Annotated in this window: 20 protein-coding genes; 2 read left to right on the top strand and 18 right to left on the bottom strand. The window is 38.3% G+C overall.

Features of this window, described 5'->3' with window-relative positions; all coding sequences use genetic code 11:
- Positions 1-138 precede the first annotated feature (138 nt).
- Positions 139-1,716 (top strand): sigma-54 interaction domain-containing protein, encoded by a 1,578-nt coding sequence (locus ML543_RS12960; protein ID WP_243387873.1) that lies wholly within the window; start codon positions 139-141, stop codon positions 1,714-1,716.
- Positions 1,717-1,746: 30 nt separating this feature from the next.
- A complete protein-coding gene (locus ML543_RS12955) occupies positions 1,747-2,391 on the top strand; it encodes a Bax inhibitor-1/YccA family protein (RefSeq protein ID WP_243387872.1) in 645 nt (214 codons plus the stop codon).
- A 193-nt stretch (positions 2,392-2,584) separates the two neighbouring features.
- Here the strand turns inward: ML543_RS12955 and ML543_RS12950 are convergent, their stop codons facing one another.
- The 18 genes from ML543_RS12950 to ML543_RS12865 all read right to left on the bottom strand — a co-directional run bounded on the left by ML543_RS12950 (position 2,585) and on the right by ML543_RS12865 (position 25,821).
- Positions 2,585-3,922: an aspartate aminotransferase family protein gene (locus ML543_RS12950; RefSeq protein WP_243387871.1), complete on the bottom strand. Its 1,338-nt coding sequence runs from the start codon at positions 3,920-3,922 to the stop codon at positions 2,585-2,587.
- Between the two features lie 25 nt (positions 3,923-3,947).
- On the bottom strand, positions 3,948-5,414 hold the full coding sequence (locus ML543_RS12945; RefSeq protein ID WP_243387870.1) for a CoA-acylating methylmalonate-semialdehyde dehydrogenase: 1,467 nt from the start codon (positions 5,412-5,414) through the stop codon (positions 3,948-3,950).
- A gap of 194 nt (positions 5,415-5,608) precedes the next feature.
- Entirely contained in the window at positions 5,609-7,192 is a 1,584-nt protein-coding gene (locus tag ML543_RS12940) for a PucR family transcriptional regulator (protein ID WP_243387869.1), read from the bottom strand.
- Between the two features lie 206 nt (positions 7,193-7,398).
- Positions 7,399-7,626 (bottom strand): hypothetical protein, encoded by a 228-nt coding sequence (locus tag ML543_RS12935; RefSeq protein WP_243387868.1) that lies wholly within the window; start codon positions 7,624-7,626, stop codon positions 7,399-7,401.
- Between the two features lie 13 nt (positions 7,627-7,639).
- The gene (locus ML543_RS12930; protein WP_243387867.1) at positions 7,640-9,127 is read right to left on the bottom strand and encodes an NCS1 family transporter; all 1,488 of its coding nucleotides are present in this window, start codon (positions 9,125-9,127) and stop codon (positions 7,640-7,642) included.
- Positions 9,128-9,694: 567 nt separating this feature from the next.
- On the bottom strand, positions 9,695-11,113 hold the full coding sequence (gene hydA, locus ML543_RS12925; RefSeq protein ID WP_243387866.1) for a dihydropyrimidinase: 1,419 nt from the start codon (positions 11,111-11,113) through the stop codon (positions 9,695-9,697).
- An 18-nt stretch (positions 11,114-11,131) separates the two neighbouring features.
- Positions 11,132-12,412 (bottom strand): NAD-dependent dihydropyrimidine dehydrogenase subunit PreA, encoded by a 1,281-nt coding sequence (gene preA, locus ML543_RS12920; RefSeq protein ID WP_243387865.1) that lies wholly within the window; start codon positions 12,410-12,412, stop codon positions 11,132-11,134.
- A gap of 20 nt (positions 12,413-12,432) precedes the next feature.
- Entirely contained in the window at positions 12,433-13,782 is a 1,350-nt protein-coding gene (locus ML543_RS12915) for an NAD(P)-dependent oxidoreductase (RefSeq protein ID WP_243387864.1), read from the bottom strand.
- A gap of 581 nt (positions 13,783-14,363) precedes the next feature.
- Complete coding sequence (gene ilvD, locus ML543_RS12910) at positions 14,364-16,040, bottom strand: dihydroxy-acid dehydratase (RefSeq protein WP_243387863.1); 1,677 nt, start codon at positions 16,038-16,040, stop codon at positions 14,364-14,366.
- A 117-nt stretch (positions 16,041-16,157) separates the two neighbouring features.
- Positions 16,158-18,194: a sigma-54-dependent Fis family transcriptional regulator gene (locus ML543_RS12905; RefSeq protein ID WP_243387862.1), complete on the bottom strand. Its 2,037-nt coding sequence runs from the start codon at positions 18,192-18,194 to the stop codon at positions 16,158-16,160.
- 372 nt (positions 18,195-18,566) lie between these two features.
- On the bottom strand, positions 18,567-20,135 hold the full coding sequence (locus ML543_RS12900; RefSeq protein WP_243387861.1) for a long-chain-fatty-acid--CoA ligase: 1,569 nt from the start codon (positions 20,133-20,135) through the stop codon (positions 18,567-18,569).
- Positions 20,136-20,180: 45 nt separating this feature from the next.
- Positions 20,181-20,993 (bottom strand): SDR family NAD(P)-dependent oxidoreductase, encoded by an 813-nt coding sequence (locus ML543_RS12895; RefSeq protein WP_243387860.1) that lies wholly within the window; start codon positions 20,991-20,993, stop codon positions 20,181-20,183.
- Positions 20,990-21,385 carry a MaoC/PaaZ C-terminal domain-containing protein gene (locus ML543_RS12890; protein WP_243387859.1) on the bottom strand — a complete coding sequence of 132 codons (396 nt, stop codon included), beginning with the start codon at positions 21,383-21,385 and terminating at the stop codon, positions 20,990-20,992. Before ML543_RS12890 ends, ML543_RS12895 begins: the two co-directional genes overlap by 4 nt.
- Positions 21,382-21,837, bottom strand: coding sequence for a MaoC family dehydratase N-terminal domain-containing protein (locus ML543_RS12885; protein ID WP_243387858.1), 456 nt, complete (start codon positions 21,835-21,837; stop codon positions 21,382-21,384). Before ML543_RS12885 ends, ML543_RS12890 begins: the two co-directional genes overlap by 4 nt.
- 14 nt (positions 21,838-21,851) lie before the next feature.
- Positions 21,852-22,997, bottom strand: a complete 1,146-nt coding sequence (locus tag ML543_RS12880) for an acyl-CoA dehydrogenase family protein (RefSeq protein ID WP_243387857.1) — start codon at positions 22,995-22,997, stop codon at positions 21,852-21,854.
- 14 nt (positions 22,998-23,011) lie between these two features.
- Positions 23,012-24,190 carry a lipid-transfer protein gene (locus tag ML543_RS12875; RefSeq protein ID WP_243387856.1) on the bottom strand — a complete coding sequence of 393 codons (1,179 nt, stop codon included), beginning with the start codon at positions 24,188-24,190 and terminating at the stop codon, positions 23,012-23,014.
- A complete protein-coding gene (locus tag ML543_RS12870; RefSeq protein ID WP_243387855.1) occupies positions 24,187-25,377 on the bottom strand; it encodes a CaiB/BaiF CoA transferase family protein in 1,191 nt (396 codons plus the stop codon). The genes ML543_RS12875 and ML543_RS12870 overlap by 4 nt, the downstream gene beginning before the upstream one ends.
- A gap of 15 nt (positions 25,378-25,392) precedes the next feature.
- Positions 25,393-25,821 carry a MaoC/PaaZ C-terminal domain-containing protein gene (locus ML543_RS12865; protein ID WP_243387854.1) on the bottom strand — a complete coding sequence of 143 codons (429 nt, stop codon included), beginning with the start codon at positions 25,819-25,821 and terminating at the stop codon, positions 25,393-25,395.
- Positions 25,822-25,927 lie beyond the last annotated feature (106 nt).

Below are 25,927 nucleotides of genomic sequence, written 5' to 3'. Positions count from 1 at the left end.
TATGCAATTTTTGTGCCAAAAATAAAGATTAGAAATATGGTGAGTTTTCAATAAAATATGTATAATATGATTAACACTTCTGTTAATTTGTGTTTACACATTTACAAGAGTGTTAACAATAGTGTAAAGGTGATGGGAATGGTTAATCATAATATCTCTTTGAAAGCGCTATCTTATCCTTGGGATGATACTCTTCAACTAGAAGAGATGGTTGTTGTTTCTGAAAACACGTATTTATCCGATTTATTGAACTTACAAGATGGGAAAGATTATGCACTTGTAGATCAGCTTGGGAATGTTGTTGGCTGGGTTCCTTTTCATAAATTAACCGATGTTCTGTTTTACCATTGGAAGATACTCTCTTCCTTTTATGAAACTCTTTTGCATGCGGTTGATGATGCGATTACCGTAGTCGATAGTAAGGGAACAATAATTTCGTGGAATCCTAAAGCAGAGGAGTTGTATAAACATAGTCGACAAGAAAGTATCGGAAAACATATTACTCATCTTTTTAAAGAAGAATCTGTCATGCTCATGTCGACCTTAAAAGAAGGAAAGTCAGTTATCAGACAATATAACCAGCCACAAACAGATGTTCACGTGCTCATTAATACTCAACCGGTATTTTTAAATCATGAGTTGGTTGGAGGTATTTCGGTTGAACGAGATATTAGTGATATTGTGAAATTAAATGAAGAACTATCATCCACAACGGCTTATATTCAACATTTAGAAAGTCAAATGGACCCGGAAGATGAGCTCCTTGATCCGTTTCGTAAAATTAAAGGTCGTTCTCCAGCCCTGATGGAAGCGATACAGTTAGCGAAGAAAGTCGCTGTCACAGATGCGACCGTATTAATTACGGGAGAAAGTGGAGTTGGAAAAGAATTGTTTTCCCAAGCTATTCACCAAGCAAGCGATCGGAATGAATCCCCTTTTGTCGCGATTAACTGCGGAGCTATTCCAGCTGCTCTATTTGAGAGTGAATTGTTTGGATATGAAAAAGGAGCCTTTACTGGAGCCGTAAAAGAAGGAAAAAAGGGAAAAATTGATGCAGCTAAAGGTGGAACTCTCTTTTTAGATGAAATTGGTGAAATGCCACTTGATTTGCAAGTTAAGTTGCTTCGAGTTCTTCAAGAAAAACAATTTTACCGTATTGGTGGTACGAAACCAATTCCAGTAGACGTCCGAATTATTGCAGCGACAAATCGTGATTTAGAGAAAATGGTCACAGAAGGTCAATTTCGCCAAGATTTATTTTACCGATTAAATGTCGTCTCTATCCCCATCCCTCCTCTTCGTGAACGAATGGAAGATATACCAGAACTCGTTCAATTATATTTGAAAGAGTTTTCGATTAAGTATAAGAAACCTATACCGACGATTGATCCGGAAGTAATGTATCGGCTTATGGAGGATTCTTGGAATGGAAATATTCGTCAATTGCGAAACGTTATTGAACGCATTATGATATTAGCAGATGATGATGTTATTGTTCCACATCACTTGCCAATTCAATTTCAGCAGCCATCCCAAACGATATCAAATGAAGTTGTTCGGGAAGAGATTACTTTCCAAAAACCAGTATCAGAGAAAGAGAAAATTGAAGAAATGTTGAAAAAAACGTTCGGAAATAAATCGGCTGCGGCTAAACTTCTTGGTTTTTCTAGGGTTACGCTTTATAAGAAAATGAAACGATATGGAATAAATGAATAATGTTTACTCACAAACTGAGGTGATATAAGGATGGAAATGAACCATGTTTTACAGAGAGAACATTATTTGAATTCCGTTTTACGAGCCTTTGCTATATCGTTAGCAGTTGCTGTAATTGGAATGTCTATAGGAGCTTTTATTCCACCTGTATTCTTTTTACCACTGATTCTATTGGAAGTAGGTATGCTCGTTTTTGCTTTTTTATTAAGAAGAAGAAAGGCAATTTCTTTTACATTTCTGTTTAGTTTTACATTTATTTCAGGGATGACAACGTATCCAATTGTAGCTTATTATGCTTCCATTTCAGGTGCAAACGTTGTGCTGATGACTTTTACTACAACAACTCTCGTGTTTACAGGTATAGCCATTATAGGTTGGACGACAAAACGTGATCTCTCCTTTCTAGGTGGAATGCTCATGGCAGCTCTACTTGCATTAATTGTAATAGGATTATTTAGTCTTTTTTGGCCTTTAACGAGTAAAGCAATGCTTGCGTATTCTTTCATAGGCGTTTTAGTATTCAGTGGGTTCGTACTCTATGACTTTAACCGAATGAAGAATTACGGAGTTTCGAAAGAAGAAGTTCCTTTAATGGCTCTAAACTTATACTTGGATTTTGTTAATTTATTCATTAGCCTATTACGTTTCTTTGGTATATTATCTTCTGATGATTAAAAGTAAAGCGCAATTCCTTAGGCGATTGCGCTGGAGGACCTGCGAGGAGGCTTCCGTCGCCACAGCAGGGCCGAAGCGACCCGGCTGATGGCGCATGGAGTTAGACACCAAAAAAACTGTAAAGAGAATCCTACTTTCTGTAACAAAGAAAAAGGGTTCCATTAGTCTGGGGACTAATTGGAACCCTTTAATGTTAAGGACGTATTGTTTCTAAAGCCGATACAAGTGTGTGAATTAGAAAATTCATGTCTTCATATTCAATGGTTAATGGAGGAGATAATGTTAACACGTTATTAAAACCAGCTACCGTTGCACCATTTTTTCCGATTAAGACACCTTTATCTTTACAATAGGTGATAACCTTATTAACAAGTTCAACATTTAGTGGTTGCTTTGTCTCTTTATCTTTTACAAGTTCAATGCCGACTAATAATCCTTTTCCTCGAACGTCACCAACATAAGGATGGTCTTGCGTCCTTCCTTTTAATTGATTAATTAATTGATGACCTACTTCTTCTGATCGATCAAAAAGACCTTCCTTCTCCATTAGTTCAATGTTTTTTAACGCTAGAGCACATGCTGCAGGATTTCCTCCAAACGTATTGATATGACGTAAATAATCGTACTCTTCAGTCCCTTTGAATGCTTCGTAAATTTCTCGCCTTACAGCAGTTGCTGATAACGGTAAATAAGCACTCGTAATGCCTTTTGCCATCGTGACAATATCTGGTTTTACTCCATATTGTTGAAACCCAAAAGGCGTTCCTAATCGACCGAATCCACAAATGACTTCGTCTACAATTAATAACGCACCATGTTTTTCACAAATTTCTTTTACGGATTTCAAATAATGGTCATGTGGCACAAGGACACCACCGCCAGTGATAATTGGTTCCATAATCATGGCTGCGATCGTTTCGCTTAACTCCCATGTCATAATGTCATCCACTGCTTTTATTGTATGGTTTTCATCATAATCACGATACGTATCTGGTGGTTGAACATGTACAAAGCCTGGGGCAAGAGGTTCATATTTGTACTTCCTTTGGGCTTGCCCAGTCGCAGCTAAGGCACCCATAGAATTACCATGATAGGCACGATAGCGAGAGACAATTTTGTAACGAGAAGACTCTCCTTGTTGCAGATGATATTGGCGAGCAATTTTAAACGCAGTTTCATTTGCTTCAGAGCCACTATTGGAAAAGAAAATGACGTAATCATCGCCTAATAATTCGTTTAGCTTCTCTCCTAATTGAATGGCTGGCTCATGACTTTGAGTTAATGGAAAATATGCTAGCTTCTTCAACTGTTCATAAGCTGCATCCGCTAATTCCTGTCTTCCATATCCAATGTTTACACACCATAAGCCAGCCATCGCATCTAAATACTTTTTCCCTGTGTGATCTGTAATCCAACTGCCACTTGCTTCTTTTACAATCATCGTTGCCTTTGGCTGATAAGGTTTCATCGAGTGCCAAATAAACTGTTCATCCTTCTTTAAAATCGGATGTTCTTGGTTTAAATGAACCATTCCTCTCCCCTACTTTCATGTGATATTAAAAATCAAAGCGGGATGTGATCATTTTCTTCCTCGTGTAAAAATTGACTCCGTCTTTTCCGTTCACGTGTAAGTCACCATAAAAAGAATCTTTCCAACCTGAGAATGGGAAGAACGCCATCGTAGCAGGTACTCCTACATTGATGCCAAGCATTCCCGCATCCGCTTCCTCTCTAAATGTTCGAATTGCATTCGCATCTTTCGTATAAATCGTCGCGCCATTTCCGTAGCGAGAGTTCCGTATAAATTCTAGTCCTTCCTCTAACGTTTTTGCACGAAGTACACTTAAAACGGGAGCAAAAATTTCCTCTTTCACGATGGTCATCTCCGGCTTACAGTGATCGAAGATGGTAGGACCGAGAAAATTCCCTTTTTGAAACTGATCTATTTCATTCCGTCCATCACGTAGAAGGGTTGCACCTTCTTTAATTCCTAGTTCAATATAAGTTAATACTTTTTGTCGATGAGACTCACGGATGACTGGGGTTAATAACACTTCTTCATCAAGGCCATTTCCAATTGTCAGTTCATCTGCTTTTTGCTTTAAACTTTTCATGAAACGTTCGTTTTGACCAATTACGACTACAGCGCTACACGCCATACATCGTTGACCAGCACTACCGAAGCTTGAGCTTATAATATGCTGAACGGCCAAATCTACATCAGCATCAGGCATCACAATATGATGATTTTTAGCCCCAGATAGTGCTTGAACACGTTTGCCGTTTGCTGCCGCGCGTTCATAAACATATTTGGCAACCGGTTGTGAACCCACAAAAGAAATGGCTTGTATGTCTTCGTGTTCAATAAGACCGTTTACAACATCATGCGCACCATGCACTACATTTAGTACACCGCTTGGAGCTCCAGCTTCTGTGAATAATTCCGCAAGTTTATTAGCCAATAATGGTGTTCGTTCGGACGGTTTTAGCACAAAGGTATTTCCACATGCAATAGCTAAAGGAAACATCCATAAAGGAACCATCATCGGAAAATTAAATGGTGTAATACCACCTACGACCCCAAGAGGATATCGGAACATTTCAGAATCGATATTTTCTGCAATGGTTGACAATGATTCTCCCATCATTAATGTCGGGGCACCTGCAGCGAACTCGACACATTCGATTCCCCTTTGAACTTCTCCATATGCTTCTTTATATGCTTTCCCGTTTTCCTGTACGACTAATTTCGCCAACTCTTCATGATTTTCACATAATAATGTGTGAAAACGAAAAAGGATTCGCGCTCTTTTCGGCACAGGTGTCTTTTTCCACATTTGAAAGGCTGTCTTAGCTGCTTGAACAGCTTCTTTGACATCTGCTTTCGTTGATATTGGTACAGTTGCTATAACTTCATTTGTGGCAGGATTAACCACATCTAATCGTTTTTCCCCCTTAGGAGTGACCCACTTTCCGTTTATAAAGTTTTGAATGTCCACTGTTTCCCGTTTTGTTAAAGTCATCCCTTTCGCCTCCTAATAATAGATATTGCCTTTTTAAACAAGAATTTTTTCGCACGTCGTTATCACGATTATCTCGTACGTTCACCCATTCTTCACTAGACATAGTGTTAAATCATTTTGGATATTGCTTAAACGAAGTGACAACAGAAAAAGCTTGGTCTATAGATAATGACCAAGCTATCATCCTTTTTTTATTACGGATGTTTTTCTACATGGGCAACTGGTTTTTCCTCAAATGGAGGGTTAATAAATTCATACACTTTGATCATAAACTCGGTTGTTAATCGCTTTTCCGCTGACATGAAATCTTTCCCTAATAAAGATTCAAGTTTTTGAATGCGGTGATACAACGTTTGTCTAACAATAAATAACTTTTTGGCCGTTTCTTTTTTCGATCCATTGCATGATAAATACACTTTCAATGTTTCCATTAGCTTCGTATTATATTTTTCATCATATTCGATAATCGGCGCTAAATATTCATAAACAACCTCTTTTAAATCGGTCGTTTTCAAGGTGTTAGAAATGACTCTATACATATGTAGGTCATCATAAAAACATAGTGATGAGGCATTAGGTAACCGTCTTTGAATATTTAATGTTTCAATTGCTGTTTCGTAACTTTCGTGTATGGCTGTTAGGTTGTGAACAAATTTCCCAAATGATATGGAGATCATCATGATGTTTTGCCGGTTAAAGAATTCAGATTCATTCATTCTTGTCATAGCTAAACGAACTCGTTCTTTCCACGTATCTACTGATCGCTTATTTAGTAAAATGAAAATCATCGATTGACCAAAATCCACGAAAAATGGTTGGAAACCATTTTGTTCAAAGATGGACTTGATGAACAATTTTAAATAAGTTCGGTCAAATTGGTGTGATTGCGAGAGGTTTTGAAGGCGAGTCACACAAATGACGCCTCCTTTTACGTCGCGATCAAGTTTTATGTTAGAGAGGAACTCCGAAATGACTTCATAGGAATGCTCTCCCTTCATCCACTCCTTTAACCATTCGTTTTCTTCGGCTCTTCTCTTTTCTTCGACATATAAATCTCGTAATATGTGATGAGAAAGTGCGGTTGTCGTTCGATCTAAAAGGAGTAAGTCAAATTCACTCAGCTCTCGGTATTTTGATACAATCGTTAATTGACCGAATTGGTTTCCTAAAAGAAAGATTGCTTGTGTTGCTGTTTGGTTAGACAAAGGAGAAAGATGTTTAGTAGATGATGGTATATATTCAGGGTCTTTTCCGTTTAATTGAAAAATTACGTGAAAGTTTGTGTATTTGTGGAGAAAGTGTAGGATTTCAGAATAGTGCTTCATTGTTAGCACTTTTTTGTTTAATGTTTGTGAATAATTTTCTAATTTTGAGATGAGTTCATATTGTTGGTTGATGATATAAGAATGTATATCTTGGGTAATTTCTACGAACGGTACTTCATTTAAAAAAATGATGATTGGGAATTGATGTTGGTTAGCAAGTTGAAGAACAGTTTCAGGTATCGAAAGGTTATACGTCCCTACTTCAATACATAGTCCAGATGCATCACATTCAATTAATTGCTTAATAAATGATTGAAATAATGAATCATTCTCTTTCCAACCGACTCCAGTTGATAATATTAGTTCTTTCCCATTCAATAATTTTCGTATATTCGTCACTTCGACGATATGTACCCATTTAACAGTTCGTTGAAGCCCTTCATGACCAGCTAGCACTTGAATATTTTCAAAATGCTTCCGGTTCAATATATCACTGACGGTCAAGTTCTTCACGCTTTATTTACTCCCCCCTTTGTTTATATGCAGTTACTCTTTCAATTAATCTATCTGTCCATACACTATTAATTTCAACAAACATTACTTGATATCCTTTAATTAGATTTTTTCGAACCTTATTTTTCCTTGAGATGTTGAAACGGAAAAAAGAAGTGGCCAAACAGCCACTTCTTTCAAACTAAGTTTGTTCTGCATTTTCAATTCTATAGTTCATTCAATTGATTCAATAATAAATGGGAAAAGTATTTTCGGGAGTCTGCATGCTGAATATGAAGGATTTCTTTCTTTAGGTGATGTTGATTCTCTGATGGTGGTCGTGTAAACGTGACAAAGGCTCCACTTAAATTTTCCGTTACGCCTGAAATTCGGTATCCGCTTTGAATGTAGAAATCAATTTTATCTCGTTCTGCATAATATTGTTGACTAGACATGAAAAGCCCTCCTTTAATCTAATTGAACTTCATTTTTTTGAATAGGTGGAAACGGTTGTGAAGATTCAACCTCAATTTCATCGATTACCCAATCACGTCCTACAGTTATTCCTAAATATTTCTCATCATCTTGATCTAATAATTCAGCTTGAGGATATTTTTTGAACCACCAGTACTTTGCAAGAAAATAGTAGGAAATGGCTCCGATTAAAAAACCTACTACGAATGAATAATTGGCTAAAAAGTAAGCTGCGGTCCCGCCGAACACCCAAGCGATAAATCCTGCCATGTTAAAGCCTTGTAAATAACGAAATTGCCCTTTCTCATTATATAAATCTGGCACATTTACTCGCCTTTTTCGGATTAAATAGTAATCTGCAAATAAAATACCTACGATGGCGGATAATATGCCTCCACAGATCAATAAAGCTGGGATAATGATTTCGAACAAACTCCACGGTTGAACAAGTGTGCCAATGACACCTGCTGCAACGACACCAGCCCAAAAAGGAAATTTCGGTCCGCCAACATTGGAAAAAATGGTGGCTGCGGGAATGACGTTTGCTGACGTATTGGTCGACCATTGTGCTAAAACAATCATTAATAATAATATTCCTAAAATGATTCCACTTGCAGCTTCCTGTAAAGCAAAGACAGGGTCATAGTTTTGAAGAGCGATATAGGAGACCGCTCCGATGACAACCATAAAAGTTTGGGTTAGTGTTAAGGCGAGTATATTTCCAATTAATGAGGATTTGTTACGTTTAAACCAATTTTTTTCATATTTTGGCGCTTTAATAAAACGAGATATGGATGGCATGTCGGCAGCTAAGGTAGACCAAAACCCCATATTACTCATAATGACAACGATAAATGCTGTCACTGCTGCACTCCCTGTAACAGGATTTTCTACCCAAGACCAAATGTGCCGTCCCTCTTCTACTGCACGGTCAGAAAGTGTGAGATACATCCAGCATGATATAAGAATAATAAACGGGGCTGCTAGATCGGCAAACCTTTCTACAGCTTTAATCCCAAGGGCGGTATTAAGTAATTGGACCGACGCAAAAATGATATAACATAAAAACCAGTTATCAAATTCAAACAATATATTTAAAATACCATTCATGGCGGTGGAACCGAAATAGGTGTTGATTCCAAACCAACAAGACGCGGCAAATCCTCGTATGATCGATGGAATATGGGTACCGATTGTACCAAAAGGTGCTCGCATATAAACGGGAAATGATAATCCATGTTCAATCCCAATATCCCCGATAATCGTCATAAATAACCCGATTGCTAACGAGCCGATAATGGTGGCGAAAATAACCCATCCGAGTGGTAAGGATTGAACACCTGCACCTCCAATTGCAAATGCAGCTAACACGACTGCCATTCCAACCCATATAAAAGCAAAGCCTAATGAGCCGATCGTTTTTTGATGATGATGAACCGGAAATAAGTCAGGTGATTTTAAATGATTTGTTTTTTCACTCAATGCTGCTCACTCCTTTTTAGGAAAATGAAAAAGCAGGAAAACATCAATTACTGTGTGCAATTAATTTAGAAAGAGAAGGGGTTTTTGATTTGGAACGAAAATGGGGAACCTTGCTGCTTTTTTGCAGCAAGGTCATTACTTTGACGTTACAGAAAGTTTAAGTTCAATAAAGTGTTAAAGTATTCTCTTTACCGTTTTTTTGGTGTCTAGCGCAAAGCGCCATCAGCTCGGGTCGCTTCGGCCCTGCTGTGGCGACGGAAGCCTCCTCGCAGGTCCTCCAGCGCCCTTCGCCTAAGGACTTGCGCTTTGCGCTTTTTCTGTGAAAATAAAAATACCTATGAGCTGAATGATCGATCATGATGTAGATGGTAGAAAGGAAACCCCGGGGAGAATAAATTTTCATATCCGGGGTGCGAGTGTAAAATCATGTGTGTTTCTTATCAGTTAGGATTTGTTTCAATATCACTAAAAATGAACCTGTACGTACATCCTCTAATGTGGTAAGTTGCTACAGGTCTATAATGTCGGCTTTCATTCGCATCATCTATGTTAGGTTTAATTAAACAGTTAGATTCTTAACGTTTCATTTACTGATAAATTAAGAGATTTTCCATATTTTGCTCGTTTAATGTATTGACCACGACCAGGCTTTCCAACAAACGTTTTATTTTTGATGACATACTCTCCTCTGGAAAGGACGGTAATAGGTTCACCTTTTATTTTCATCCCTTCAAAAGCATTGTAATCTACAGCCATATGATGTGTATTGGCAGAAAGAACGCGTTCTTTTTTCGGATCAAAAATGACAATATCTGCGTCTGTCCCAACCGCAATAGTCCCTTTTTTCGGGAATAGGCCAAAAAGTTTCGCGATACGAGTTGACGTAATATCAACGAATTGATTTAACGTGATACGCCCTTTTTGAACTCCTTCACTAAATAAAATACTTATGCGGTCTTCAATGGTTGGTCCCCCGTTAGGTATTTTCGTGAAATCTCCTCTACCAAGTTCTTTTTGACCTTTGAAATCAAACGAACATTGATCAGAACCTAAAGTCTGTAGTTGCCCATTTTTTAGCGCATTCCACAATACTTCCTGATGTTCTTTATCTCTTAAAGGTGGTGACCACACATACTTAGCTCCTTCAAAGTTTGGTTTTTCTAAGTAGGTCTTATCTAAAACGAGATATTGTGGACAGGTTTCTCCCCAAATATTTAATCCTTTATCTCTCGCTTTCGAAATTTGTTCAACAGCTTCTTTACACGAAACATGTACAACATATAACTGTGAGTCTGCCAGCTCTGTTAATTGACAAGCTCGACCTGTCGCCTCTCCTTCTACTTCTGGTGGCCTTGTTAAAGCGTGATAAATCGGGTCTGTCTTCCCCTCTTTTAACGCCTGCTTCGTTAAGTAATCAATGACATCTCCATTTTCCGCATGAACCATCACTAACGCACCTAAGTCTTTGGCAGCAAGTAATGTTCGATATAGTGTGCCATCATCCGCTTGAAAAACATTTTTATAAGCCATGAATACTTTAAATGATGTAATTCCCTCTTTATTGATGACTTCTTTTAGCTCTGTAAGTACATCATCATTAATTTCACCTATCATCAGGTGGAAACTATAATCAATGACTGCTTTATCCTTCGACTTTTTGTGCCATGTGTCAATGGCAGATTGCAGAGGTTCCCCTTTATTCGTTAAACAAAAATCAATAATTGTTGTCGTTCCACCAAAAGCGGCGGCTATTGTTCCTGTCTCAAAATCATCTTTTGTAACTGTGCCACCAAAGGGCATGTCTAAATGAGTGTGAGGGTCAATTCCACCTGGGAAGATGTAACATCCGGATGCATCAATAATTTCTGCCTGTGGGTCGTGAAGTTCGTGTCCAATCATCGACACAACCCCATTTTCAATACATATATCTGCGGAAAATGTATCGCTAGCTGTTACAACTGTTCCGTTTTTAATAATTTTTTTCATGCAACAATTCCTCCTTTTTTATGAATTTAAATTAACTTTTTCAAGTTTTTGAAGTGTTTGCTGACGTTCATTCCAAGTCATAGGTGGTAACTCTTGCGGAAGCTGAACCATTTCTATCGCCCCATCAACTGGACATACAATGGAACATAGATTACATCCAACGCAATCTTCCTCTCGGACTTTCAAATACGCATTTCCAGCTTCATCGACATGACGTTCGATACATTGATGAGAGGCATCTTCGCAAGCAATATAACATTTATTACAATTTATACAGATGTCTGTATGAATTTTCGCTGCAACCTTATAGTTAAGATCTAAATTTCCCCAGTCGGAGTATTTAGGAACTGATTGACCAACGAGTTCCATAACCGAAAGGATTCCTTTATCATCTAAATAGTTATTTAAACCTTCTATCATATCTTCAACTATGCGGAAGCCGTGATGCATAGCAGCTGTACATACTTGAACACCTGTTGCTCCCATGAGCATAAATTCAACAGCTTCTTTCCAACTTGATACGCCACCCATTCCTGAGATTGGAACATTAATGCGAGGATTTCTTGCACATTCAGCGACCATATTTAAAGCAATTGGCTTAACGGCTGGTCCACAATAGCCTCCATGAGCCCCTTTTCCGGCTACATGTGGAATGGTGTTCCAAGTCTCTAAATCGACACCTGCTAAACTGTTGATTGTGTTTATCATACTTACAGCATCTGCTCCACCTTGAACGGCTGCTTCAGCAGTCGCAGTTATATCGGTAATATTCGGAGTGAGTTTGACGATGACAGGAACTTCAGCTACTTCTTTTGCCCAATAGGTTTGTTTTTCAACAAGCTCTGGCACTTGTCCTGATGCTGAACCCATCCCTCGTTCTGCCATTCCGTGAGGACATCCAAAATTTAATTCAAACCCATCGACTCCAACCGCTTGAACACGTTTTACAATCTCATGCCATTTTTCTTGTTTCGGCTCTACCATTAAAGAGGCAATGATGGCTCGATCAGGAAACATTTTTTTCGTTTCTTCGATTTCTTTTAAGTTCACTTCAAGTGGACGATCTGTAATAAGTTCGATGTTGTTAAACCCTGCCACTCTTTGTCCATTGAAGCTTACTGCTGCGAAACGGGAAGATACGTTTAAGATTGGTTCCCCAAGTGTTTTCCATACTGCTCCTCCCCATCCGGCTTCGAATGCTCGTTGTACTTGATATCCCGAATTTGTTGGGGGTGCTGAAGCTAACCAAAACGGATTCGGAGATTGTATTCCAGCTAAATCAATACGTAAATCAGCCATTGACTCCCTCCTTGACTTTTTTATCCAATTCTTTTCTTTGTATGAGTTAAATATTGGTGGATTGCATAAGCGGTTTCTTTCCCTTGCTGAGCTGCTGTAACAACCATCGCTTCTCCTTGACCCTTTCCAAATGTCACATCTCCACATGCGAACACTTTTTCAACCGAAGTTTGATGTGAACTTGAAACTTGAACAACCCCATATTTATGATCTAGTTCAAAGGCTTCAATGAGCTCTTGATGTCGTGTTTGACCAATCGCCTTAATTACAGCATCGACTTTCATAGTAAACTCAGAACCTTCTATCGGAATCGGTCGTCGCCTTCCGTCTTCTCCTTTCTCAGTAAGCTTCATTTTGACGCATTCGATATGAGTGACGTTTCCATTCTCATCACCAATGATTTTTACAGGAGATGTTAACCAGCGGAACTCAACCCCTTCCTGCTTCGCAAATTCATACTCGAAATCGTAAGCAGTCATCTCACTTTTCGTTCGGCGGTATAGAATTTTTACATTTTCAGCACCAAGTCGAACAGAACAAGTTGCACCGTCGATTGCTGTATTTCCAGCGCCGATGACAACGACTTTCTTCCCTATGAGAAATTCAGGCAATGGCTCTTTTTTCGTTAATTTAATTAATTCAATAGCATCATAAACGTCATTTAACTCTTCTCCTTCAATTCCTAAATTTGGAACTTTCCCCATACCAACCGCTAAAACGACGGCATCATATCGATTTAACAGGTCTTGTGCTGTTATATCCGTACCAACTTTTGTGTTCGTGTGAATTTCAACTCCTAAACTTTTCACCTGTTGAACTTCCCAATACGATATCGATTTTGGTAATCGAAATGAAACGATGCCAAATGTATTCAATCCACCTGCTTCATGTTCAGCTTCAAAGATGGACACTTCATATCCCATTCGTGCCAGTTCGCGTGCGGAAGAAAGACCGGCAGGACCGCTTCCGACTACAGCCACTTTTAATCCATTTTGTTTTCCAGCTTGAAACAAAGTGGATTCGTTGTGAATGGCCCAATCCGTTGCATATCGCTGCAAGTTCCCAATCATGATTGGTTTTGTGGAATCATTTAAAACACATGCCCCTTCACACAATTCTTCTGTTGGACAAACGCGTGCACAGCTAGCACCTACTGGGTTTGAGGACATGATTGTTTTGGCAGACCCCTTTAAGTTTCCAGTAGCAATTTTTTTAATAAATGAAGGAATATCAATGCCTGTTGGACATGCATTTATACAAGGAGCGTCATAGCAATATAGGCATCGGTTCGCTTCTTCAAAGGCTTCTCGTGGTGATAGACCTTTTTCCACTTCTAGAAAGTTACTTTCTAATTCATAAGTTTGATTCAAACTAAAGTGACCCCCTTTAAAAAATTTTAATTAGGACTGTGAGTAATAGTGGGAGTTAGAAAAATACTATGGAAATGCACGGAAAGGAGCGCATTGATGAATGATCGTAGGAATGAGATGATCAATGCGAAAATGATATGGAAATGGCTAAATAAGTGAATAACTAGAATAAAAAACATAATCTTAAAAATATTCTAATTGTAAAAATCTGATTTTTCATTATACATAATGTTAAATAAATGACAATTCACATTAATCATTTTGTAAATGTATGAGAATCTAACGATTAATGAGAAAAGATGAAAACACCCCTCATTTCAAAATGAGGGGTGTAAAAGTAAAAGTACGGTCTTTCACACTTCTTATTTTCTAAGAATCTGTCAGTCTAGTAGATATCTTTTGATTTAATACATAAGCTACGTAACCAAATGTTATCGCATGAACTAACTCCATAATCTTGATATCTTCTCCATTGCTAATAATAAGGGAATAACTAAAAGAGAGAATAGAAAAACACACCATCAAAAGAAAGAAATTTCGAAGTATTCTCATAACCTTCCCTCCCTAAAACACTTTGTTGCTTAAATTTTCATAATCCCGCCAGTACTTGCAGACGTGACGAGTTTAGAGTAACGAGCGAGGTAGCCCGTTTTCACTTTAGGTTCAAAACCTTTCCAATTTGCTTTTCGTTTTTCCCATTCAACTTCGTCAACTTGCACATCCATTGTTCGTTTTTCGATATCGATGACAATGTGGTCTCCGTTTTTAACAAAAGCTAGTGGACCACCTTCTGCTGCTTCTGGGGAAGCGTGCCCGATTGAAAGCCCGCGTGATGCACCAGAAAATCGACCATCAGTAATGAGCGCAACTTTTGGCCCTAATCCCATGCCGACAATTTGAGAAGTAGGGGCAAGCATTTCAGGCATTCCTGGACCGCCTTTTGGTCCCTCGTAACGAATAATTACGACATGCCCTTCTTTAACTTCTCCACTAGCAATGCCTTTTACAGCTTCGTCTTGGGAATCATAAACGATAGCTGGTCCTTCATGACGAGTAATACCATTTTGTACTCCACCCGTTTTAATAATCGCCCCATCCGGTGCCAGGTTACCAAACAATACAGCTAATCCGCCTTTTTCTGAGAAAGGTTCGTCAATAGAGTGGATGACTTGTCGATCTTTCACTTCGCACCCTGCAATGTTTTCTCCCAATGTGTTACCAGTAACAGTTAGAGTATCTAAATGAAGAGTTCCCTCTTTTTTCGACAATTCATTTAAGACAGCTGATACGCCTCCTGCTTCATGTAAGTCTTCAATATGTACGTCGGAAGCTGGTGCTAATTTCGAAAGGTGAGGAACCCGATTTGCTACTTCGTTAATGCGCTCTAATGGATAATCGATTCCAGCTTCGTTGGCAATCGCTAACGTATGCAATACAGTATTAGTCGAACCACCAAGCGCCATATCGAGTGCAAAAGCATTATCAATCGCTTTTTCTGTTACGATATCTCTCGGTTTGATATCTTTTTCAATAAGTTCCATAAGTTTTTTAGCAGACTTTTTGACAAACTCTTTTCGTTTCGGATCAATTGCTAGAATCGTACCATTACCTGGCATTGCAAGTCCAAGGGCTTCTGCTAAACAGTTCATTGAGTTGGCAGTAAACATTCCCGAACAAGATCCGCATGTAGGACAGCCAAATTGCTCTAGTTCTTGTAAACCTTTTTCGTCTATTTTACCAGATTGATAGGCTCCTACCCCTTCGAAAACGGAAGATAAGGAGATTTTCCTTCCGTCACTTGTTCTACCTGCTGCCATCGGACCGCCACTTACAAATACAGTAGGAATGTTTAAGCGCATAGCGGCCATCATCATACCTGGCGTGATTTTATCGCAGTTTGGGATGCATACCATTCCATCAAACCAGTGAGCTGAAACGACAGTTTCAACCGAATCAGCAATGATTTCACGACTCGGTAATGAATATCTCATGCCAATATGTCCCATTGCGATTCCATCATCGACACCGATTGTATTAAATTCGAATGGTACTCCTCCTGCTTCCCGAATCGCTTCCTTTACAATCTTCCCGAACTCTTGTAAATGGACATGACCAGGAATAATATCGACATATGAATTCACAACGGCGATAAATGGTTTGTCAAAATCTTCATCCTTTACTCCCGTAGCTCGCAACAGACTTCGGTGTGGTGCCCGGTCAAATCCTTTTTTAATCATATTGCTTCGTAGTTCAGCCATGATGAACCTCCTATATACATTTGAAATATTCAGTAAATTTAATATTTTTATATTATACTATCATCATTTCAAAATCACAAACGGTTTTTTGTTAAAATTTTATATTTTTTCTATTTGCTAGTCTGATTGTAAGTTTAGTTCATATTTATCAATCTTTTTATATAATACCGAGCGACTCATTCCTAATCTTTTTGCAGCTTTTACTTTATTCCCTTTTGTTTCTGTTAAGGCTTGAATGATTGCATCTTTCTCAACTTGCTCCATCAGACTAATGGGAGGACTTGCAATCGTATTTTGTTGCTTCTTATGAAAATATTCTGGTAAGTCCTTCAATGTCAATTCAGCCTGATCAGCAAATACCATACCGTGTTCAAGAACATTGCGTAACTCTCGAATGTTTCCTGGCCAATGATGTTTTTGTAAAATGGCCATTGCAGCATCAGAAACTTTCATAATACTAGTTCCATTTTGTTGATTTAATTCTGTTAGAAACCGTTCTACTAAAAGTGGAATATCTTCTATACGGTCACGTAATGGTGGGAGTTCAAATGAAATGACATGAAGTCGATAATACAAATCTTCTCGAAATTGACCACTTTTCACCATTTCCTCCAATGATTTATGAGTTGCCGCTACGATTCGCACATCGACCGAAATAGGTTCAGTTCCACCTACTCGATAAAATTCCTTTTCTTGTAGTACTCGTAATAATTTTGCTTGTAATGGAAGAGACATATCCCCTACCTCATCGAGAAATAACGTTCCACCATTAGCTAGTTCAAATTTCCCTTTTTGACCAGTTGGTTTTGCTCCTGAAAATGCCCCTTTTTCATATCCAAAAAACTCTGATTCTAGTAAAGATTCAGGAATAGCCGCGCAGTTTATCGTCACAAATGGATTTTCCTTTCGGGGACTAAAATAATGAATAGCTTTTGCTAAAATTTCTTTACCTGTCCCACTTTCTCCCCGAATTAAGATGGTTGATTTCCCCTTTGCTGCTCGTCTAGTACTTTTAAAAAGCTTCTCCATTTTTTTATTCTTTGTTTTTAAGAGGTCAGTGGAAAACAATACGTTTCGCCTATCGTTTGTTAAAGTAGATTTTTTATGAGCGAGTTGAAACACTTCGCTTAATTGACGAAATGAAACAATCCCGATCGCTCCAATTATTTTTCCATCTTGATAGATTGGAATTTTACGGACAATATATCTTATCCCCTTTCGTTCCATTACATCGCTCACATCTGGGACACCTGTCGATAAAACTTCTGTCAGCTGAAAATGAGGAAGAACTTCATCTATATGACATTCGTTTAAATCGTCTTTTTTGAGATTAAACAACTCAATAATGGGGTCATTGAAAAACGTTATTCCTCCGATGCTATTCACCATAACAATCCCATCAAACGCATTGTTAACGGCTGTATCAAGTATGCTTTTTAAATTTTTAACCGCTTGTAATTCTTCTGCTAGTTTTTCCACTTCTGTTTCAAACTGTAACATATACATCGTTCCGTACGTTTTGGTATGTGTTAGAAATCGAGATGTACGAACAATTATCGTTTCATTGTTTATTTGTAGTGGAACGGTCTGATTGATTTTGGTTGAAGAAATGGATAATAGTCGTTGAACAGAGGTATTGATAATCTCATTTTCCTTTTTTTGAAGCATTTTGCAACAAGTTTCGTTTACGAACGTAATTTTCCCACAATCGTCAGTCATAATAATTCCAAAGTTCGTATTATTTATGACAGTTGAGAGTTGGTGTTTTAACGATTCAGATGTTGATAATAAAGTTAGAACAAAGTCAGCTTTCGTCATAAGTCCTACAACCTTACCATCTGAATCTATGACGACAGCAGTGCCTACTTTTGATTTTTTTACCAGTATTCGTAACTGGTCATAAGAAAGATTCATCGGTAAGACGATGACTTCTTTTTTTATGTACCCCGTTATTTTTGTTGATAGTGGTACGTTATGTAAAATCATCTCGAATAAGCATGATCGTGTAAATACACCATCTAAACTTCCAGATTCACTTTGAATCGGAATTGTGTTCCATTTTGTTTTTTTCATCAATTGGATGGCATCTTTTAATGTACTTTGACTCGTTAATACTTCACTTACTGGTGTCATGATGTCTTTTAATTCAATCACTACATGACCTCCTTTCTTTAAAGAAGTTTGATGTAGACTATATGAATCCCTGCTAAGAAAAAAGTGATTTTGGAAAATTGGAAAAACTTTTTCTGAGAATAATTAAAAAAATTACTCGTATTTTTCCATTTGGTATTGAATGAAAAAGGTGGTGGAAATCCTTTAGGGTACAGCACGTGCCAAAGCCCGAACAGAAGAGCTTGAAAGTTGAGGAGATTGATAGTTCAATGTAGAGGCGACTGTTAAGTGTTGGACACAATATCGTCATATCGCTAGAGAAGTCGAAACATGAGGAACTTCCAACTTCCCAATATAACTAAATGTCTATATACGAAGAAAGAGGCTGTACTTTTTGTACAGCCCCATCTATCATTAATGAACCCTTCTCTCTTTTTCTTTCCAATGTTGGTTACGTAAATGGCGCTTCAAAATTTTACCTGCACCACTTTTAGGAAGTGCTGATACAAATTCGATTTCTTTCGGTACTTTATACGGAGCTAGTTTCCCTTTCATAAAGGTAATGATTTCGTCACGTGTAGGATACTCGCCCTCCTTTAAAACAATGACAGCTTTAACTACTTCCCCCCATTTTTCATCTGGGATGCCGATGACAGCACATTCTAAGACAGCAGAATGCTCATATAACACATTCTCAACTTCAGTCGAGTAAATATTTTCTCCCCCTGATATAATCATATCTTTTGCTCGATCGACAATGTAAACATAATCTTCATCATCTTTATATCCTAAATCACCCGTAAAATACCATCCGTTTTGTAGTGCACGTGCCGTTTCTTCTGGAAGATTCCAGTATCCTTTCATGATGTTTGGCGCTTTTACAACTATTTCACCTACTTCATGCCCCTTTACTTCCCTTCCATTCGGGTCTACAATTTTAAGTTCTACTCCTTGAACAGCTTGACCACAAGATTGCAAGCGTTTCAATGTTTTAGGATTATCATTAACGATATGATCTTCAGCTCTTAAGACGGTAACGATTGGAGCTGCTTCTGTCATTCCATATGCTTGGATGAATTGGGTATTCGGAAGCAAGGACATTGCTTTTTTCAATACTTCGACTGATATAGGTGAAGCTCCATAGAGTATTTTTTGTAGGTTTTTTACATTGTAGCGGTTGAATTGTGGTGAATGTATAACCATGTTTATCATCGTAGGAACGAGTAACACAGCTGTAATTTTATGTGTTTCGATGGCGTATAAAACTTTCTCTGGACTGAAGGTTCGAATATGTGCGTGTGTTCCACCGACTAAAGTTATGGCAAAAGTGGAGGCTTGATCAGCGAGATGGAACATCGGTGCTGCATGGAGATAGATTTCTTCTTCATGGTATTTTAAATTTAGTGCTGCATGGAAAGCGTTATTGACTAAATTTTTATGCGTGAGCATTACGCCTTTTGATCGCCCAGTTGTCCCTCCTGTATAAAAGAGTCCGGCCACATCTTCTTCATTTACATGTTCAATGGTTAAAGTGTTTGCCGATTGTTCATGAATTAAAGATTCGTAAAGAATGTAGTCACGATCTTGTGTGGAAGCTTCGGCTAACACAATTCTCTTTAAGCTGTTTACATTTTCCTTTATTTCTTTAACCATTGGGCTAAATTCTTGATGAATAAACAAAGTTTCGACATTTGCATCATTTAAAATAAATGAAACTTCAGGGGCAGTTAATCGGACGTTAATTGGAACAACTATGGCACCGAAACTCGTTGCAGCATACATAATTTCTAGATAACGAAAGTTGTTAAGCATGAGGATACCAATTCGGTCTCCTTTTTGAATTCCCATATTTTGTAGAGCCGCCTTTAATTTTGCTGTCCGAGAAGTAAATTCTCGATACGTAAAGGTATCCTCTCCATCAATAATTGCCGTCTTATTCGGAAATGTGCGGTTGGCAAAAAGTAACCCTTTAGTGATGAGCATATATCATCCTCCTAAAATAGTAGCTTTATTGGATGAACAAGCACTTTACGTATACCATCCTCCGTTTACGTTTAGTACTTGACCATTCACATAGTTTGATAGAGGGGAAGCTAAGTAGAAGATACTTTGTGCCGCTTCTTCCACTGTACCTGCCCTTTTTTGTGGAATCGAATGTTCAAACATCGTTCGTACCTTTTCTGGAATGCCTATCGAAATACCATTAATACTCTCTCCCTTTTCCTTTGGTTGTGTGAGCCTTGTATCAATCATCCCAAATGCCACAGCATTACAATTTACTTGATAAGGGGCCCATTCCCGAGCAATCGTTTTTGTTAATCCGATTAATCCAGCCTTAGCTGATGCATAGTTCGCTTGTCCAACGTTTCCCATGACTCCCGCAACTGAAGAAACATTAACAATTTTCCGATAATTATAGGTGCCATTTTCAACATCTTTTTTTCCTGCTTCACGGAAATAAGGAGCTGCTTCTCGAATAAGACGAAACGGAGCAATTAAATGAATGTCAAGCATCGCTTGAAATTGTTCATCAGACATTTTGTGGACGAATCCATCCCATGTATATCCTGCATTATTGACTAAAATGTCTAACTGACCGAAAGTTTGAATCGTTTCATGAATGATTCGTTGAGCAAAGTCATTGGTTGTGACATCACCAATGACAGCTAGAGCTTTTCCTCCGTTTTCTTTGATTTCGTTCGCGCATTCGAATGCGGGCTTTTCATCTAGGTCGCTTATGACTACTTTTGCTCCTTCATTTGCAAACATATCTGCAACTTTTCTACCAACACCTCTCCCTGCCCCCGTTACAATGGCTACTTTGTTTTCTAAAAGGTTCATAAATGCTCCTCCTTTTCAACTAGTACCGTAAATCTACCTTTTAGTTTGATTTGTTGTAGAGTGTTTTTGACAAGTACTTCCCCCGCTATAACCTGTTTCTCTTGATCAAATTCCAATAGCTTTCCGTATATAGTTAATCTCTCACCTGGATACGTCATTTTTGCAAACCTTACAGAAAAAGATTGTAAGGATTTTCTAGGAAACCAAGTAGTAATGGCCTCTCCCGCAAAGCCCATAATTAACATTCCATGCGCAATACAATCGTCCAAACCTGCTTTTCGGGCGATTGGGACAACTGTATGAATCGGATTAAAATCACCGGATGCTCCTGCATATTTGACAAGCTGTGTATGCGAAATTGGTGGTTTTTCAACTGGTTTTAACGGCTTCATTTATCGTTCACCTCTTGTCGTTCAAGTATTGTTGATGTAGCAGTTAAGACAAGATCGTCGTTCTCATTGAAATAATCCGTTTGAAGAGTTACAAATGTCATATTCTTTTTCCTTTCAATATGTTTCACAATTGTTTTTCCGTAAATCGTATCTCCAGCGCAGACATCTTTATAATATTGATACGACTGCTCACCATGTAAAACATGTAGTGGGTTTAACTCTAGTTGTTCAATCAACTCGTCAAAATTAGCACCTGCCCACATTTCAATGCATGTTGGGAATGTAGGAGGAATTGGTATATCATTGTATCCTTGCTTAAGGGCTTCCTTTAGATCGTAATATATCGAATTGTTGTCACCGATTGCTTGAACAAATTCTTTAATCTTTCCCCTTTCAATGACATAGGTAAAAGAAGCAATTTGCATTCCTATTTTTTGTTCGAGAGAATTCATCAGTTCGCTCCTTTCTAAATACCAAGATTTTTCGCAATGATTGTTTTCATAATTTCATTTGTTCCCGCATAAATCGCCATCACTGGGGTATCTCGATATCTCCTCGCGATTTCATATTCCTCCATATAACCATAACCGCCATGTAGTTGTAAGCATTGTGCCGATATTTTTTTCGCTAACTCCGTTAACCACCATTTTCCCATTGATACTTCAGTGACGATATCATTTTGTTTCATATGCTTAATAATTAGCTCTTGGAGGAAAGTTCGGCCAATTTTTAATTCGGTAGCCATTTCTGCGAGACGGAATTGGACAGATTGAAAATCACTAATACGTTTTCCGAATGCTTTTCGTTCTTTGACATATGAAATGGCTTGTTTGAGCATTTCTTCTCCAGCTACTAACGCAGAAATGCATACGAGAATTCGCTCTTGTTGTAGTTTCTCCATTAAGTAGTAAAACCCTTTTCCTTCCTCACCGATGATATTCGTCACCGGTACTCTGGCATCTTCAAAAATGAGTTCTGCTGTATCCTGTGCATGCAGTCCTACTTTTTTTAATTGTTTTCCTCGTTTAAAACCAGGTGTATCCCGTTCAACTGCTAATAAACTAATTCCTTTATGAGGTGGATTGATCGTTTTGTTTGTTTTACAGGCTACAATGATTAAATCAGCTTGAATGCCATTAGTAATGAACGTTTTTTCCCCATTCAGAACGTAATAGTCTCCATCTTTTATGGCAGTTGTTCGAATATTAGCTAGATCAGAGCCAACTTCTGGTTCTGTCATGGCGATTGCTGTAATGATATCTCCACTTACACAAGAAGGTAGCCATCTTTTTTTCTGTTCATCCGTTCCGTACGCTTGGATATATGGAACAACGATGTCATTGTGAAGCCCTACCCCTATTAAGCTCGTCCCAACTCTTTCGAACTCTTCGTTAAGGATGAAGGAATAGAGGAAATCGGCTTGGAATCCTCCATATTTTTCTTCAACTCCCGGACATAGGAACCCTTTCTCCCCAAGCTTTTTCCAAAACTCTCGTGGTATCCTTCCCTCTCTTTCCCAAAGTTCGTAGTTTGGACGAGCTTCTTTTTCTAAAAACTTTTTTAAAGACTTTCGAAAGATTTCATGTTCATGTGTGAATGGTAGTTCACTCAATTTTGGCCCTCCTTTTATACTGCATACATGCTTACAACTACCGCTCCTCCTAGTCCTAAGTTGTGCTGGAGTGCAATTTTTGCTCCTTCCACTTGACGCGGACCAGCAACATTCCTTAGCTGCCAAACAAGCTCTGTACATTGGGCTAGACCGGTTGCACCTAACGGATGGCCTTTGGACATAAGCCCCCCAGAAGGATTGATTACATATTTACCTCCATATGTGTTGTCTTGATTCTTAATAAATCGCTCTGCCTCACCTTCTTCACAAAGTCCTAACCCTTCGTAACTGATAATTTCATTCGGTGTAAAGCAATCATGTAATTCGATCACATCGACATCTTCAGGTCCAATTCCTGCTTCTTCATACACAGCCATTGCCGCGCGAGTCGTCATATCTTTCCCAACTAAAAATATAGGGTCTTTATAGGAGTCGAGTGTATCAGTTGCCATTTGTTGACTAAGAATACGGACAGTATTTTTAAGGTTGTGGTGCTTGACGAATTCATCATTGGCAACAATAACAGCAGCAGCTCCGCAAGAAGGAGGACATGCACAAAGTCTAGTTAAGTAGTTTGGATACATGATTGGAGCGTTTTTGACTTCTTCGATTGTTAAAGGTGTTCGAAATATTGCATAAGGATTATGCTTAGCATGCAATCTCGTTTTTACAGCTACATGATAAAAGATTTCTGGATCCGCTTGATACTTTTCTAAATAAGCATTACCCGCTGCACCAAACGTTCGTAAAGCTATGGGTGCATCAGGAGCATTTGGTGCCAACTCTTTTAATTTCTGATCAAACGTTTCCAATGGTGAGGTTCGATCTTGCCATTGGGAACCGATAGCTCCTTTTTGCATTTCTTCAAATCCGAATGCTAAAGCGCATTGAATGGCACCTGAGGAAACAGCTTGACGGGCTAAATAAAGAGCTGTAGAACCTGAAGAACAGTTATTATTGACATTAACAATTGGAATACCGCTCATTCCTACGCGATATAGAGCTGTTTGCCCTGAAGTACTATCGCCATAGACGTAACTGGCATAGGCTTGTTCGACTTTGGAATACTCAATCCCAGCATCTTTTAGTGCCCCTCTTATTGCCTTCTCTGCCATTATTTCATAAGGTTCGTGGGACCCCGGCTTCATAAAAGGGACCATATCAACCCCAATAATGTGTACGCTTTCCTTCATTTCACTTCCTCCTTCTTGATTGAAAAAACTTCTGAATCTCGAAAACTAGCTTTTTCTTTGTCGGTGAATCCAATTTCTTTTAATATTTGGCTTGAGTGTTCACCACGTTTACATCCTGCAAAGGAATAAGTGGGTTTTGACTTAGAAAATTTTATTGGTAAAGCTATTTGTCTTTCGAATTGACCATTTTGTAATGGTACTTCTACGATCATATCCCGATTATTTAATTGCTTACTAGCTTCTAAAAACGTTAAAACAGGTTCGACACAAATGCCCCTTTTTTGAAAAACTTCTTGCCACTGCTGAAACGTTTTTTCTTTAAATGTTTGGTTTAATTCTTCTTTTAGGTACATTACTTCTTGCTTTTTGGTACTCTTCATCATTGGTAACAAATCTAAACGCTCTATGACTTCACAAAATTCCTTTTGAAAGTGTGGTTCAAGACTACCAACTGAAAAATACCTTCCATCCTTTGTTTCGTAATAGTCGTAGTAGCTCCCACCGTTTAATAGCTCATAACCTTGAGTAATGTCCTCTTTTTTCTCAACTGTGTAAGAGCCGTACAGTGTATTTAACGAAAAACAAGCATCCGTCATACTAATATCAATGAATTGTCCTTCTCCTGTTTGCATACGATGAATCACGGCTGACAAAATGGCCATAACAGCATAATGAGAACCTCCTGCGACATCAGCGAGTTGAATTGTTAATGGTATCGGTTTTTCCCCTTCTCTTCGAAAAAAATCGGCGATACCGGAACGAGCGAGAAAGTTTATATCATGACCAGGACGTTCTCTGTTCACTCCAGTTGCCCCGTAACCACTTATCGAACAATAGATCAATTTTGGATTAATGGACTTAAGTTGGGCATACCCTAGACCAAGTCGATCCATTACACCAGGTCGAAATTGCTCTACGATAATATCATGCGTTTGAATTAATCGTTCAATAATATTGTTGGCTTCGCTTTTCTTTAAATCGAGTGTCAACGAACGCTTGGACCGATTTAAAGAACGGTGAGTAATACTCGTATCATTCTCTTTAGAATGAAACTGTCGAATTAAGTCTTCCTTTGAAGGATGTTCAATCCGTATCACATCAGCGCCTAAGTCTGCTAAAATTCTCGTTGCAAACGGCCCGGGAAGCAAAGTGGAAAAGTCTAGTACTTTTAAGCTTGAAAGAAGCATAGCATTCCCCTCCAATTACCGTTTAATGAGAAGCTTGAAAATACAAGATAGCACATTTTTCTCTGATTGGTTTTTTCCAACAAATTGAAGGTGTATAATTCCTTTTGTCGGATCCTCAACAGGTATACACTTATGAACGGTTACTTCTGAATGAAGAATGTCATTTGGATATACAGGATTGTGGAATCGTAAATGATCAATACCTATTCCAGCAATACAATCACGGCCTAAAATATTTAACTGAACCCATTCTTTCCATAAAAGGCTTAATGTAAAGGCACCAGGTGCAATAATTTGACCAAAAATCGATTCCTTTGCAGCTTCCTCTGACGTATGAAAATATTGAGGATCATAGTTATTCGCAAAATGTATCAATTCGTCTTTGTCAACAATCACTGAATCTGTAATAAATATTTGCCCTTCCGAAAAGTGATCATACTTCAACTCTTTCCCCCCTTATAAAATCACTTGTAATTATATTTGCAAAATATGTGCCAATTGAAACTTTTGATTTGTTGGGTATTTGGGGATATCGGTGTCCGAAAAACAA

The sequence above is a fragment of the Bacillus kexueae genome, from assembly GCF_022809095.1.
Taxonomy (GTDB): domain Bacteria; phylum Bacillota; class Bacilli; order Bacillales; family Aeribacillaceae; genus Bacillus_BZ; species Bacillus_BZ kexueae.
Note: the sequence above shows the minus strand (reverse complement) of the source record. Positions and strands in the feature narration are given on the sequence as shown.

Coding starts and splice junctions, on each gene's coding strand:
- ML543_RS12890 (WP_243387859.1), bottom strand. CDS start 21,385: ATGAAGCCGTTAAAACCAGTTGAAAAACCACCAATTTCGCATACACAG.
- ML543_RS12945 (WP_243387870.1), bottom strand. CDS start 5,414: ATGACTTTAACAAAACGGGAAACAGTGGACATTCAAAACTTTATAAAC.
- preA (WP_243387865.1), bottom strand. CDS start 12,412: ATGGCTGATTTACGTATTGATTTAGCTGGAATACAATCTCCGAATCCG.
- ML543_RS12955 (WP_243387872.1), top strand. CDS start 1,747: ATGGAAATGAACCATGTTTTACAGAGAGAACATTATTTGAATTCCGTT.
- hydA (WP_243387866.1), bottom strand. CDS start 11,113: ATGAAAAAAATTATTAAAAACGGAACAGTTGTAACAGCTAGCGATACA.
- ML543_RS12900 (WP_243387861.1), bottom strand. CDS start 20,135: ATGCTCATCACTAAAGGGTTACTTTTTGCCAACCGCACATTTCCGAAT.
- ML543_RS12885 (WP_243387858.1), bottom strand. CDS start 21,837: ATGAATTCTCTCGAACAAAAAATAGGAATGCAAATTGCTTCTTTTACC.
- ML543_RS12950 (WP_243387871.1), bottom strand. CDS start 3,922: ATGGTTCATTTAAACCAAGAACATCCGATTTTAAAGAAGGATGAACAG.
- ML543_RS12960 (WP_243387873.1), top strand. CDS start 139: ATGGTTAATCATAATATCTCTTTGAAAGCGCTATCTTATCCTTGGGAT.
- ML543_RS12935 (WP_243387868.1), bottom strand. CDS start 7,626: ATGTCTAGTCAACAATATTATGCAGAACGAGATAAAATTGATTTCTAC.
- ML543_RS12895 (WP_243387860.1), bottom strand. CDS start 20,993: ATGAACCTTTTAGAAAACAAAGTAGCCATTGTAACGGGGGCAGGGAGA.
- ML543_RS12870 (WP_243387855.1), bottom strand. CDS start 25,377: ATGCTTCTTTCAAGCTTAAAAGTACTAGACTTTTCCACTTTGCTTCCC.
- ilvD (WP_243387863.1), bottom strand. CDS start 16,040: ATGGCTGAACTACGAAGCAATATGATTAAAAAAGGATTTGACCGGGCA.
- ML543_RS12875 (WP_243387856.1), bottom strand. CDS start 24,190: ATGAAGGAAAGCGTACACATTATTGGGGTTGATATGGTCCCTTTTATG.